The organism is Yoonia sp. F2084L (assembly GCF_023015625.1).
Classification (GTDB): domain Bacteria; phylum Pseudomonadota; class Alphaproteobacteria; order Rhodobacterales; family Rhodobacteraceae; genus Yoonia.
Genome location: NZ_JALKAH010000002.1, coordinates 342,283 through 354,928 on the forward strand (window position 1 = coordinate 342,283; position 12,646 = coordinate 354,928).

At 56.9% G+C, this 12,646-nt stretch carries 13 protein-coding genes; 9 read left to right on the plus strand and 4 right to left on the minus strand.

Annotated elements, in window-relative coordinates; all coding sequences use genetic code 11:
* Positions 1–34: 34 nt before the first annotated feature.
* Together dprA and tldD are read right to left on the minus strand one after the other, a co-directional pair.
* The gene (dprA, locus tag MWU60_RS07230; protein WP_247226575.1) at positions 35–1,168 is read right to left on the minus strand and encodes a DNA-processing protein DprA; all 1,134 of its coding nucleotides are present in this window, start codon (positions 1,166–1,168) and stop codon (positions 35–37) included.
* A 180-nt stretch (positions 1,169–1,348) separates the two neighbouring features.
* Positions 1,349–2,770, minus strand: a complete 1,422-nt coding sequence (gene tldD / locus MWU60_RS07235; protein ID WP_247226576.1) for a metalloprotease TldD — start codon at positions 2,768–2,770, stop codon at positions 1,349–1,351.
* Positions 2,771–2,953: 183 nt separating this feature from the next.
* Here tldD and coxB point away from each other — a divergent pair, with 183 nt between their 5' ends.
* From coxB to MWU60_RS07280, 9 genes are all read left to right on the plus strand, one after another.
* Positions 2,954–3,778 carry a cytochrome c oxidase subunit II gene (gene coxB / locus MWU60_RS07240; RefSeq protein ID WP_247226577.1) on the plus strand — a complete coding sequence of 275 codons (825 nt, stop codon included), beginning with the start codon at positions 2,954–2,956 and terminating at the stop codon, positions 3,776–3,778.
* A gap of 88 nt (positions 3,779–3,866) precedes the next feature.
* Positions 3,867–4,799, plus strand: coding sequence for a heme o synthase (gene cyoE, locus MWU60_RS07245; RefSeq protein ID WP_247226578.1), 933 nt, complete (start codon positions 3,867–3,869; stop codon positions 4,797–4,799).
* Entirely contained in the window at positions 4,799–5,002 is a 204-nt protein-coding gene (locus tag MWU60_RS07250) for a hypothetical protein (protein WP_247226579.1), read from the plus strand. The genes cyoE and MWU60_RS07250 overlap by 1 nt, the downstream gene beginning before the upstream one ends.
* Positions 4,999–5,610, plus strand: a complete 612-nt coding sequence (locus tag MWU60_RS07255; protein WP_247226580.1) for a cytochrome c oxidase assembly protein — start codon at positions 4,999–5,001, stop codon at positions 5,608–5,610. The genes MWU60_RS07250 and MWU60_RS07255 overlap by 4 nt, the downstream gene beginning before the upstream one ends.
* Before the next feature lie 28 nt (positions 5,611–5,638).
* Entirely contained in the window at positions 5,639–6,442 is an 804-nt protein-coding gene (locus tag MWU60_RS07260) for a cytochrome c oxidase subunit 3 (protein ID WP_247226581.1), read from the plus strand.
* A gap of 90 nt (positions 6,443–6,532) precedes the next feature.
* A complete protein-coding gene (locus tag MWU60_RS07265; RefSeq protein WP_247226582.1) occupies positions 6,533–7,216 on the plus strand; it encodes an SURF1 family protein in 684 nt (227 codons plus the stop codon).
* A complete protein-coding gene (thrC, locus tag MWU60_RS07270) occupies positions 7,216–8,601 on the plus strand; it encodes a threonine synthase (RefSeq protein ID WP_247226583.1) in 1,386 nt (461 codons plus the stop codon). Before MWU60_RS07265 ends, thrC begins: the two co-directional genes overlap by 1 nt.
* Positions 8,598–9,866, plus strand: a complete 1,269-nt coding sequence (locus MWU60_RS07275) for a pitrilysin family protein (protein ID WP_247226584.1) — start codon at positions 8,598–8,600, stop codon at positions 9,864–9,866. The genes thrC and MWU60_RS07275 overlap by 4 nt, the downstream gene beginning before the upstream one ends.
* Positions 9,866–10,450, plus strand: coding sequence for a GNAT family protein (locus MWU60_RS07280; protein WP_247226585.1), 585 nt, complete (start codon positions 9,866–9,868; stop codon positions 10,448–10,450). The genes MWU60_RS07275 and MWU60_RS07280 overlap by 1 nt, the downstream gene beginning before the upstream one ends.
* Here the strand turns inward: MWU60_RS07280 and MWU60_RS07285 are convergent.
* Together MWU60_RS07285 and MWU60_RS07290 are read right to left on the minus strand one after the other, a co-directional pair.
* Positions 10,447–11,505 carry a Hint domain-containing protein gene (locus MWU60_RS07285; protein ID WP_247226586.1) on the minus strand — a complete coding sequence of 353 codons (1,059 nt, stop codon included), beginning with the start codon at positions 11,503–11,505 and terminating at the stop codon, positions 10,447–10,449. The genes MWU60_RS07280 and MWU60_RS07285 overlap by 4 nt on opposite strands.
* A gap of 147 nt (positions 11,506–11,652) precedes the next feature.
* Positions 11,653–12,642, minus strand: a complete 990-nt coding sequence (locus tag MWU60_RS07290; protein ID WP_247226587.1) for a nuclear transport factor 2 family protein — start codon at positions 12,640–12,642, stop codon at positions 11,653–11,655.
* Positions 12,643–12,646 lie beyond the last annotated feature (4 nt).

A 12,646-nucleotide genomic window follows, 5' to 3' on the forward strand; every position in this document is an offset into this window, starting at 1 on the left:
GGGGAAAAGTCTTTGCCGAAAATCGGCGACTATTTTACACGACGCGGGCCAGTAACCCACCCGACTGCCGGGTGATTTTGCCATCAAGTTCAAGATCGACCAGCACAGGCGCCACGTCGGTTGCGGCGGCTTTGATGTCGCGCAACAGCTGATCTTCAGCGATGGGTGCAGGTCCCAGACGCGACAGAATTTCAGAGTGGAGTGCGGCCACATCGCGTAAGCTGCGCTTTGTTGCGGCGGGCAATGGCAGATCAAGTTCTGCCGTGCGTTCCGCAACAGGGGCTACCGCATCAATCACATCCTGCGCATTGCGCACCAAACTTGCCCCATCGCGTATCAGCATATTGCAGCCCCAGGCGCGTGCATCAAATGGGTGGCCCGGTACCGCCAGCACGTCGCGGCCTTGGTCCAGCGCGTTGCGCGCCGTAATCAAGCTGCCGGATTTACCAGCGGCCTCGACCACGACAACCGCTTTTGCCAATCCGGAAATGATTCTGTTGCGGACTGGGAAATGCCGCGCTTGCGGTTGCAGACCCATCGGCATTTCTGACAGGCGCAGACCTGTCTTTGCAATGTCATGGGCCAACTGCGTATTTTCTGCAGGATAGATGATGTCCGCACCACCGGCCATCACCGCAACTGTGCCACTGGCCAACGCACCATGATGGGCCGCTGCATCAATGCCGCGCGCAAGCCCCGACACAACAGTGAAACCAGCTTTGCTCAGGTCCTCGCCCAGTCGTTTTGCCATGCGCGTGCCAAGGGACGACGCATTGCGCGCGCCCACCAAGGCAATCATCGGGCGCTGTAAAAGAGAAATGTCGCCAATTGCCCACAGAAGTGGTGGCGCATCCGCAAGGTCCAGCAAAGACGCAGGGTAACCCGGTGCATCCTTGTGCAGAAGACGGGCGCCTGCCGCTTTGCCTGCTTTCAATTCGGACCGAACAACGCCTTCGGGACATATTGCGTAGTTGGCAACACCAGCGGCCTTTGCCACTTCCGGCAAGACGCGCAAGGCTTCAGCCGCACTGCCGTGTTCTGCCAGCAGCCGGTGATATGTTGCAACGCCAACCCGACGCGAACGCAATAGGCGGAGCCGGTTGACCGTATCGTCTTCCGTGGTGGGGTGGAGTGGGGGGTGAGTGGAAGAAAGTTGTGGTCCGGTCATCCCGTTAGCTCCGCCATATTGCCCTTTGATCATAAGGCGCACGAAGTTAACGAGTTCTGAATCAATCAAAGATGTTTTCGCGCAAAATGCGGCCTTTTGTAGTTAATCTTCTGCCGAAGGAATGAATTATCCTCAATTTGGTCAGTCTAAGCAGACCAAGAGGGAATCACAGCGATCGACTCAGGCCGTAGCCCCGCCAACCGTCAGACCGCCAATCATCAGGCTTGGTTGCCCGACCCCCACTGGCACCCATTGTCCCGCCTTGCCACAATTGCCGATACCCGGATCAAGGGCCAGATCATTGCCGATGCCGCGGATCTGCTTCAGTGCGGTGGCCCCGTCACCAATCAACGTGGCCCCTTTCACCGGAGCACCTACAACGCCATCCTTGACACGGTATGCTTCGGTGCAGCTGAACACGAACTTGCCGTTGGTGATATCGACCTGCCCACCACCAAAGCCCACGGCGTAAATTCCGTCCTTGAGGTCGGCAACCAAAGCCTCGGGTGCGGTGTCGCCCGCCAGCATGTAGGTGTTGGTCATGCGGGGCATCGGCGCATGAGCAAAGCTTTCGCGGCGTCCGTTCCCAGTGGGCTCCACCCCCATCAGGCGGGCATTCTGGCGGTCCTGCATGTAACCCACCAGCACGCCATCCTCGATCAAGGTATTCTTGGCGCTGGGCGTGCCTTCGTCATCAACGGTGATAGACCCGCGCCGGTCCGGGATCGTGCCATCATCCAGAACGGTGACGCCCTTGGCGGCGATCTGTTCACCCATCAGCCCCGCAAACGCGCTCGAACCCTTGCGATTGAAATCACCTTCAAGCCCGTGCCCGATGGCTTCATGCAGCAGAATACCGGGCCAACCAGGGCCCAGTACAACGTCCATCACGCCGGCTGGTGCAGGTTCCGCGTCCAGATTCACAAGGGCGATGCGCAGCGCTTCGCGGGCCACCGGTTCCCAGTGATCGCGCCCGATCAGACCGATCAGACCGGCGCGACCACCGCCACCCATACCACCGCTTTCACGCTTGCCGTTTTCCTCGACGATCACGCTGATATTCAGGCGCGACATGGGGCGGGTATCGGTCACCAGCGTGCCTTCGGGGCGCAGAATCAGCACTTCCTGATGCGATGCAGCCACGGTGGCCGACACCTGTACAACGCGCGGATCAAGGCCGCGGGCAAATTCATCAATTTCGCGCAACAGATCAATCTTAGCCGGGAAAGTCGCCTGCAACATCGGGTCATCATCGGAATAAAGCTTGCGATTGGTGCCTGCCGGAGCGTCGGCCATCGTGCCGCCACCATCGCCCACAGCCAAGCGGGCGGTTGCGACGGCACGTTTCAACGCATGTTCGTCAATCGTTGTGGAATGGGCATAGCCTGCCGTTTCTCCACGTACAGCGCGCAGGCCGAACCCTTCGGAGGCATCGAAACTGGCGGTTTTGATCCGCCCATCGTCAAAAGAAATCACTTCAGACTTGCGGCGTTCCAAAAATAGCTCGCCATCATCGGCACCGGCTGTCGCCTCTTGCAAGAGCGATAGTGCTCTATCCTGATCAAGATTGGTCTCAAACGGGCGAAACGGATCTGTGGACATGAAGTTTTCCCTCTACCAGACAAGAATTGTCACGAAAGCGTCTGTTTGACGCAATAGCAGTTCTTGAGTTGTTCATCAGGATATGGGACACGGTCGGTCGAATACAATGGGATTCCGTCCGCAGCCCGAACGGAAATTGCCAGGGATCGCATCCCACGGGGTGCAACGAAGATAGGGTACGATATGCGTTTGAACACCTTTGCGACGTCGCTTTGGACAACAGCTGGTCTGGTGATGGCAGGATCTGCGGCAACAGCACAGCAGATCAATCAAGAGCTTGAAATTGTAGGTCGCCCGGTCGACCGCGGCATGGGCTTTCAGCCTTCCGCCACTGAATTGGCGCGCGATGTTGTCTGGCTCGACAATTTGTTGCTGATCATCATTACGGCGATCACGCTGTTTGTGACGGCACTGCTGGCATGGGTTGCAATCCGCTATAACCGCACCAGAAATCCCGAGCCTGCGACCTTCACCCACAACTCACCGCTTGAGGTGGCATGGACCGTCGTGCCTGTTGTGATCCTGGTGTTTATTGGCGCGTTCTCATTGCCTGTGCTGTTTAAACAGCAGGAAATTCCTGAGGCGGATATCACGATCAAGGTGACAGGCTACCAATGGTACTGGGGCTATGAATATGTGGACCACGGGGTTGAATTCGACAGCTACATGCTGGCCCGTGACGAGTTGGAAGAGAACGGGTACAGCCAAGAAGAGTATCTGTTGGCAACCGACACAGCCGTCATTGTGCCAATTGGTGCCACGGTGGTGATGCAGGTGACGGCCGCGGACGTGATCCACTCTTGGACCATCCCGGCGTTTGGCGTGAAGCAAGATGCGGTGCCGGGTCGTCTGGCCGAGCTTTGGTTCGCGGCAGAGCGTGAAGGCATCTACTTTGGTCAGTGTTCCGAACTCTGTGGCAAGGACCATGCCTATATGCCGATCACGGTCAAAGTGGTCAGTCAGGATACGTACGACGCATGGCTCGCCGAGGCGACTGGCACGTCCTAAGGGTAAGGTGGGTCAAGACCCACCTTACATCAACCACCGTTCGATCATGTAAGGTGGGTTTCAACCCACCCACTTTTGAAGGTCAGTTATGAGCGACATCAGCGCATCAGATCAAAGCTATGAGGCGAACATGGGCGATTACTTTGCCCTGTTGAAGCCGCGTGTGATGTCGCTGGTCGTGTTCACGGCGTTGGTGGGGCTTTTAGTATCGCCAGTGCCAGTGCACCCGTTCATCGGCTTTGTAGCCATCCTTTGCATTGCCGTTGGAGCCGGTGCATCTGGTGCGTTGAACATGTGGTGGGACGCTGACATTGACGCGCGCATGAAGCGTACCGCCGGGCGTCCTATCCCGTCAGGCCGTGTTGAACCGGGTGAAGCGCTGGGCATCGGTCTTGCGCTCTCTGGCTTTGCTATTGTGTTGCTGGCGCTTGCGACTAACTTCCTTGCGGCCTTCCTGCTGGCCTTCACCATTTTCTTTTATGCTGTGGTCTATTCAATGTGGCTCAAGCGTGCCACGCCGCAAAATATCGTCATTGGCGGGGCCGCTGGTGCGTTTCCTCCGATGATCGGCTGGGCCGTGGCGACTGGGGGTGTCAGCATTGAGAGCGTGCTGATGTTCGCATTGATCTTCATGTGGACGCCGCCGCATTTCTGGGCGCTGGCCCTGTTCGTCAAATCTGACTACGGCAACGCAGGCGTGCCTATGCTGACTGAAACACACGGTCGCGACGCAACCCGCAAGCATGTGATCATCTACACGCTGCTACTGGTCCCGGTTGCAATCGGGCTTGGGTTTACCTCGATTGGTGGGCCTTTGTATCTGGCGGTTGCCGTGGTGATGAACGCCTGGTTCCTCAAGGGGGCCTATGACATCTGGCGTCGGACGGATGCAGATTGTGAGGCCGATAAGCATCGGGTTGAAATCAAGGTGTTCAAGGTATCGCTTTACTACCTTTTCGCACATTTCATAGCGCTTATGCTGGAAGCAGCACTACGCCTCTACGATCTGGGAGGCTGGTGATGCCAATGCAGGTTGAACATGAGCTTCATGAACGGCGCAAAGGGCGTAACTATGGGCTTGGACTCATCCTTGCCGGGTTCATTGCGGTCATTTTCGGACTGACAGTCGTGAAGGTTCTGCAACTGGGTGATACCGCCCAATTTGAAAGATTTGACCATGTGGCGCGGCCACAAATTATCCCGGAAGAGGGGGTGGGTGAATGATGCTTTTTCCAAACCTTCAAGGACCGCAGCGGACAGTTGTTCAAACTGTCTCGGTCGTGATCCTCATGGGTGGGCTCGCTTGGGCGTCTGTACCGTTTTATGACTGGTTCTGCCGGGTCACTGGGTTTGGCGGGGCAACAAATGTGGCGGAAACCGGCAGCGATGTGATCCTTGATGAAACCATCAAAGTGCGCTTTGATGCCTCGCTTGAGCGGGACATGCCTTGGACTTTCAAACCCGAAGTGCGCGAAATGGAAATCCGGATCGGTGAGACAGGTCTTGCGTTCTACGAAGCACATAACCCGCTTGACGTGCCGATTGCAGGGCAGGCGGCTTACAATGTTACGCCTTACGAGGCGGGCGCGTTTTTCGATAAGATCGAATGTTTCTGCTTTGTCGAACAGGTGCTGATGCCGGGCGAAACCGTCATGATGCCCGTCAGTTTCTTTGTGGACCCAGCCATCGTCGACGATCGCGAAGGGCAATATGTGCACACGATCACGCTGAGCTACACCTTCTACGAAATTGATTTGCCCGAGGATGAAATCCAAGCCTCGCTCGCACCGCAAGCTTTGACACCGGCGCCACAAGACGCCATACAAAATTAAGACGACGAACCGATAGGGAACGCACCACATGGCGCACGCGAAAAACCACGATTATCACATTCTGCCACCTTCGATCTGGCCGCTCATGGGCGGTCTTGGTGCGTTTATCATGCTATTTGGTGCTGTGATCTGGATGCATGGCTCCGGCCCTTACATGTTCCTGATCGGTCTGGCCGCAGTTCTTTACGTCATGTTCGCATGGTGGGCCGAGGTCGTAGCAGAAAGCAATGTAGGCGATCACACGCCCGTCGTGCGGATCGGCCTGCGCTATGGCTTTATCATGTTCATCATGTCCGAAGTCATGTTCTTTGCGGCATGGTTCTGGTCGTTCTTCAAACACACGATCTATCCGATGAGCGAATATGCAGGCACTTCTTATGTAGAGCCAAGTTTCTATCAAGTTGACGCTTTCCACCTGCCGTTGATCAACACGCTTGTATTGCTCTGCTCGGGTATGGCGGTCACATGGGCACACCACGCGCTGGTGCATGAAAACAATCGCAAAGACCTTGAGCACGGGCTTTTGCTCGCGGTTGTCCTCGGTATCCTTTTCACAGGTCTTCAGGCCTATGAATACTGGTATCTACTGGTACAGCAGGACTGGACGTTCGGTGGCGACAAGTTCTTCTCAAACTTCTTTATGGCCACTGGTTTCCATGGCTTCCATGTGATCATCGGGACGATCTTCCTGTTCGTTTGCTACATGCGGGCGCGGGCAGGGCATTTTACTCCCGAAAAGCATGTGGGCTTCGAGGCAGCAGCTTGGTACTGGCACTTTGTGGACGTTGTTTGGCTTTTCCTGTTCTTCGCCGTCTACATCTGGGGCATATGAGCGCTGATCATGTAAGGTGGATCTTGATCCACCATTCAAATGCAAACGCGCGAGGGCAGTCTCGCGCGTTTTCACCATCAAGGGCGCAAAATGCTGCGTAAGATTCTCTTTCCATTGATTCTCGGTCTGGCTGGTTGCGGCGTGCTGATCAGCCTTGGACTTTGGCAGGTTGAGCGGCTCGCATGGAAAGCAGCCATTCTTGAAGACATTGACACCCGGCTTGCCGCGGACCCTGTTCCATTGTCGCTTGACGTGACCGAAGACACCCACGAATACACACGCGTCAGCTTGGTGGGAATCCCGACAGGTGATGAACTGCATGTTCTGGTATCCGGCACCCAAGCAGGTACCGGCTACCGCGTGATCTCAAAGGTGCAAACCGCACTTGGGCCGATCCTGGTCGATCAGGGGTTGCTGGCGCTGGACAACAAGGATGCGCGGCCTTTGGTGGCTCCGATGGATATGACGGGCACTTTGCTTTGGCCGGATGATCAGAACAGCAGCACTCCTGACCCTGACTTGGATGCAAACATCTGGTTCGCACGCAATATCGCAACCATGTCCGCCGCGCTCGACGCCCAGCCTTTGATGGTTGTCACAACCCAAACGTCGCCTGCGGACCCGCGTCTGACGCCTTTGCCGGTGAACACGGCGACCATCAAAAACGACCATTTCGAGTATGCGGTGACATGGTTCTTGCTGGCCTTCGTCTGGGCGACTATGAGCCTTTACCTGATACGCCGTACCCTGCGCCCGAAGGACGCCCAAGACTGATGCGCTATATCTCGACTCGTGGTGCAGCACCCACGTTGAGTTTCGAAGAAGCGATGCTGACGGGTCTGGCCCGGGACGGCGGTCTTTATGTCCCGGAAGAGGTGCCATCGCTGACCCATGCCCAAATCGCGGCGATGGCGGGGAAATCCTACGAAGAAGTCGCCTATGATGTGATGCGCCCATTCATCGGTGACACTTTCACAGACGATGAATTCCGCGGCCTGATCAAACAAGCCTACGCCGGTTTCGGCCACGCCGCGCGCGCGCCGTTGGTGCAACTCGACAGCAATCACTACCTGCTGGAACTGTTTCACGGCCCGACGCTGGCGTTCAAAGACTTTGCCATGCAGTTGATTGGACAGATGTTCCAAGCTGCCCTCACACGTTCTGGCGACCGTGTCACCATTGTGGGGGCTACCTCAGGCGACACAGGCTCTGCGGCGATCGAAGCGTTCCGGGGGCTCAAGGCTGTCGACGTGTTCATCATGTATCCACATGGCCGTGTGTCCGAAGTGCAGCGCCGCCAGATGACCACGCCCACGGAAAGCAACGTGCATGCGCTGGCCGTCGATGGTGATTTCGACGACTGCCAAGCGGCAGTCAAAGACATGTTCAACGACTTCGCGTTCCGTGAAGAGGTGAAACTGGCCGGCGTGAACTCTATCAACTGGGGCCGCGTGCTGGCGCAGGTGGTTTATTACTTCACCGCCGCTGTTTCACTGGGCGCGCCGCACCGGGAGGTCAGCTTCACAGTGCCGACGGGCAACTTCGGCGATATCTTCGCAGGCTACATCGCCAAGAAGATGGGCCTGCCGATTGCCAATCTTGTGGTCGCCACCAACCGCAACGACATTCTGCACCGGACGCTCAAGACTGGCGCCTACACCAAAGAAGGCGTGGAGCCGACGATCAGCCCCTCTATGGATATCCAGGTCAGCTCCAACTTCGAACGCGCTCTTTTTGACGCCTACAACCGCGACGGGGCGACAGTTGCGGCACAAATGGAAGACCTCAAGCAGGGTGGTTTCCAGATCAGCCAAGGCGCATACCAGATGCTGAAAGACACCTTCAAATCCGGCCGCGCGTCCGAGGATGAAACGCACGCCGCAATCAAAACCTACCTCGCGAAACACGGCGAACTCCTTTGTCCGCACACCGCGGTCGGCGTCCATGTGGCCGAGGCGCATTTGGGCACAACACCGATGGTCACGCTGGCAACAGCGCACCCGGCAAAGTTCCCCGACGCCGTGAAAGCGGCCTCAGGTGTCGCGGCACCTCTTCCCCCACGCATGGCTGACCTGTATGACCGACCGGAGCGCGTCACACGCGTAAAGAATGACTTGTCGGCATTACAAGCCGTCATCAAGGAACGGATACGTAATTGACCATCCAACTGCACACGCTGTCCAACGGCTTTCGTATCGTCACCGAGGATATGCCAGGGCTGAAATCTTCCAGTATCGGTATCTGGGTTCAGGCGGGCGGACGCCACGAACGGATTGAACAGAACGGGATCGCGCACTTCCTTGAACATATGGCGTTCAAGGGAACCAAGACGCGGAGCGCCCTGCAAATTGCCGAAAGCATCGAAGATGTGGGTGGCTACATCAATGCTTATACCAGCCGCGAGATGACAGCCTATTACGCGCGTGTGCTGGAAGATGACGTGGCGCTCGGCCTTGATGTGATCTCAGACATTCTGCTGAACCCTGTCTTCGACCCCGCCGAGATCGAGGTTGAGCGTGGTGTGATCTTACAAGAAATCGGGCAAGCACTCGACACGCCTGACGACATCATCTTCGACTGGCTGCAAGAGGTGGCCTATCCTGATCAGGCATTGGGTCGCACGATCCTGGGGCCGACGGAACGGGTCAGCAGCTTTAGCCGCGATGATCTGCAAGGGTTTGTCGGCGAGCACTATGGCCCCAATCAGATGATCTTGTCTGCGGCAGGGGCCATTGACCATGACGCAATTGTCGCCCAGGCCGAAGCGTTGTTCGGACATCTGCCCGCAGTCGCACGTGCCCCAGAACTGATGCAGCCAGCCGCCTTTGGCGGTGGTGAGCGGCGCGAAAACAAGGACCTTGAACAGGTCCATTTTGCGCTAGCCCTCGAAGGGCCGACTTACCTCGACCCTGCGATCTACACCGCACAAATCTACGCCAACGTCATGGGCGGTGGCATGTCCTCGCGTCTGTTCCAGGAAGTGCGCGAGCATCGCGGGCTGTGCTACACGATCTTTGCGCAGGCAGGTGCCTACGAGGACACAGGCCTCACGACAATCTACGCAGGGACCAGTGCCGAACAGATTGCAGAACTTGCCAACATCACGATTGATGAGATGAAGCGCGCTGCTGACGACATGAGTGCGGCAGAGGTCGCGCGGGCGCGGAGCCAGATGAAAGCAGGCCTGTTGATGGGATTGGAAAGCCCGTCCAATCGGGCCGAACGGCTTGCACGGCTTTTGTCAATCTGGGGGCGTATCCCCAGCATTGATGAAACCATCGAGCGGATTGATGATGTGACGACAGGTGACGTCAAAGGTTTTGCTGGGGAAATGGCGGGGCAGGCAGGTACAGCGCTGGCACTCTATGGTCCGGCGGATGCGGCACCGTCGCTTGACGCTTTGAAAGCACGGTTGGCGGCCTAATGCTCGGGGCCAAAAAGAAGGTCCGTATCGAAACCGAGCGGCTGACATTGCGCCCGCCCGTGCACAGCGATTTCAGGGCGTGGTCCGGGTTGCGGCGCGATAGTGAAGCCTTCCTCAAACCGTGGGAGCCCACATGGGCCTCTGATCATTTGTCCCGTAAGGCCTTTACCAACCGGGTCTATTGGGCGCAGCGGTCGATTGCCAATGGCACCGCCATGCCGTTATTTTTGGTGCGGCGCGAGGACAATGGCCTCTTGGGGGCGATCACGCTCGACCACATCAAGCGGGGACCGGCACAATCAGGGATCACGGGGTACTGGATTGGTGAACCCTTCGCGCGGCAAGGCTATATGCGCGAGGCTATTCAAGCCGTCGTTCACCATGCGTTTACAGCGCTGGACCTGAGCCGGATTGAGGCGGGATGCCTGCCCGAAAACAACGCATCACGGCGTTTGCTGGAACAATGCGGCTACAAATACGAGGGTGTGGCCCAAAGCTATCTGCAAATTAATGGGCGCTGGCGCAACCATGTGCTTTACGCCAACTTGCGGGGTGACCGACGCGGCAAGACCGAAGTAGGCTAGCCTGCCGGGGCTAAGAGGGCCGCTTCGTGGCGCCGCAAGGTACGGGTTGCGACCGGTCCATAGCTGTCTAAACCTTGGGTCTGCAACTCTGGAAACAGCGTCATAATCTCGTCCTGCGCTGCACGGGCCATGCCGCGCAATGTCATGTCACCGGGGTACAAGCTTTCGCTGGGCACGCCGTTTGAGACGAGGATTTCGTGCTTGTCGAAAAGCAAGTGGAAATAGGTGATGCTGGCCAGATCAGTGACCTGTTCAACACCGTCCTGTCCAATCAGAAACTTTGCAGCGACCAGCACGTCCGGCTGCCCAAAATGGAGCTCATTTTCCGGTGATGAGATCAGCATCCGGTGGTTCGGCGAAACGGTTAGATCGCAGGTTGGCAGTCCAGCGCTAAGGGCCCCCGTGCTGATGCGCACGGGCCAAAGTCCATGATCCGTCGCAAAAGAGGGCAGGATCACGCGTCGCCCAATCCAGCGGATTATTTGTGTTTCACCCGACGCGGTCGTGACGTGGTCACCAACGTTGAGGTCATCAACCGCACGCTCGCCATCCGGCGTCATGATCATCGTGCCGGCGAAAAAGCAAGGCACGTCGACGATCGCGGTCGGATCGGTTGTATCTGGCGCGTTGAAGGGCGTGACGTTTGTTATCGAAAAAGTATAGGTGACACCGGGGTCCAGCGGTTCGGACACGATGTGGCCGACAAATACACCCTCAACTTCAACACGATACATCGTAATTGTCGCGCCGCCGGGGGCTGTCAGCAAGTACGACTCTTCAAGGTACATGTCGCCGCTGGCAAAGGTGGTGGTTCCATCGAGGTTGGTGGCAACGCCAGTTTGGGTCGCATCATCGCCATCTTCATCATCTAGACGGTCACCATCGAAAATAACACCGGCGTCGGTACGGCCGCCCAACACGGTACCACCCGCACCATCATTGACGTCGAAAACGCGCCGGTTGACGTTGGCATCGTAAGTGCCAGATAGCGACACGTTACCGCCGCTGAAAACAACCGCGGTGGTATCATATCCGATATAGGAATACTGCGCCATTTACTCGTACCTTACTACGTTACCGTCGCCTTTGCGCCGCAACGGTAATTTAAAACAGAACACTATGAACATCTACCTACCAAAAATGGCACTTTTGAGGAAAACGTAGGGCGGGAAACCTTACAGAATCAGGTTCCTATCGCAGCCTTAAAGGTCCCGCATACGTCCCAAAATATCCGCGCCCTGCATGGCAAGAAAGTGCAAAATATCAATGAATATCCAGTTTTCGGCCAGCTTATCGCCGTCGCGTCGATACAGATCCACGACCCGCATTTCGGATCGTGCCCCGGCGGGCATACCAAGATAGCCGCCGCCATTTGTTACGCTCAGGTTGGCCCAGCCAAAGAAACCGCCGAAATTCCCCTCGGCTGTGCGGCAGATGTGCCCGTTATAGACCCGATCCTTGATTTGCGTGCGAAACGGGCGTTGATGCTGCTCAATATAGCGGTCAATGGTGTAGGTCGCCCCAATCCCGTCAGGCCCCCACCAGACGAAATCGTCATGCCAGCTTTGAGCAAGCTCTTCTTGCGGGGTGCTGTATTTTTGATGAGTGTTGATATCGCCGATCATCTGGTTGATGAGCGTGAGCGTTTTCTCACCTTCGCCGGGTGCGGCATCATTAAACAACAAACCATCGTGGGTTGCAGGTCCCGGCTGCACCAGATGCATGCCCGTTTGCGGGGGCAGAGGGTATTGGCCCGCTTGGCTCATCAGGTGGATCAGATCGCAGAACATTGCCGTTTCAACGATCTTGCCGTCCACGACCTTATGGAACTCAGCATAGCGCAGCATCGCGATCCGGCGATTGGGTTTGATGCCAAGGAAAGGTGCATCAAACAGCCCCATCAGGTGACCCATAGAGATCACCCAGACCGACTGGAAATCATCAATCTCATTGCGACCGGCGATAAAGATGTCCTGCCGGCGCTGGACCTTGGTCATAGCCCTCAGAAACGGCGCCCAAAAACTCTCGGCGACGGCCTGCGCCCCGTCTTGTTCATAAAACGGATGCATCCCACGCCAGTGCCAATCTGCACTGGTGTGCACGGCCAGCGCATCTGCCACAGTTTCAGGTGTTGCTTTGGCCAGCGCATCATAATGGGCGCGCACCAGCGCTTTTTCAGATTGGAAACTCATTGCA

What these genes read in the sequence shown, in the direction of transcription:
- MWU60_RS07285 (WP_247226586.1), bottom strand. Translation starts at nt 11,505, where the DNA reads ATGGCGCAGTATTCCTATATCGGATATGATACCACCGCGGTTGTTTTC.
- MWU60_RS07260 (WP_247226581.1), top strand. Translation starts at nt 5,639, where the DNA reads ATGGCGCACGCGAAAAACCACGATTATCACATTCTGCCACCTTCGATC.
- thrC (WP_247226583.1), top strand. Translation starts at nt 7,216, where the DNA reads ATGCGCTATATCTCGACTCGTGGTGCAGCACCCACGTTGAGTTTCGAA.
- dprA (WP_247226575.1), bottom strand. Translation starts at nt 1,168, where the DNA reads ATGACCGGACCACAACTTTCTTCCACTCACCCCCCACTCCACCCCACC.
- coxB (WP_247226577.1), top strand. Translation starts at nt 2,954, where the DNA reads ATGCGTTTGAACACCTTTGCGACGTCGCTTTGGACAACAGCTGGTCTG.
- MWU60_RS07280 (WP_247226585.1), top strand. Translation starts at nt 9,866, where the DNA reads ATGCTCGGGGCCAAAAAGAAGGTCCGTATCGAAACCGAGCGGCTGACA.
- tldD (WP_247226576.1), bottom strand. Translation starts at nt 2,770, where the DNA reads ATGTCCACAGATCCGTTTCGCCCGTTTGAGACCAATCTTGATCAGGAT.
- cyoE (WP_247226578.1), top strand. Translation starts at nt 3,867, where the DNA reads ATGAGCGACATCAGCGCATCAGATCAAAGCTATGAGGCGAACATGGGC.
- MWU60_RS07250 (WP_247226579.1), top strand. Translation starts at nt 4,799, where the DNA reads ATGCCAATGCAGGTTGAACATGAGCTTCATGAACGGCGCAAAGGGCGT.
- MWU60_RS07290 (WP_247226587.1), bottom strand. Translation starts at nt 12,642, where the DNA reads ATGAGTTTCCAATCTGAAAAAGCGCTGGTGCGCGCCCATTATGATGCG.
- MWU60_RS07255 (WP_247226580.1), top strand. Translation starts at nt 4,999, where the DNA reads ATGATGCTTTTTCCAAACCTTCAAGGACCGCAGCGGACAGTTGTTCAA.
- MWU60_RS07265 (WP_247226582.1), top strand. Translation starts at nt 6,533, where the DNA reads ATGCTGCGTAAGATTCTCTTTCCATTGATTCTCGGTCTGGCTGGTTGC.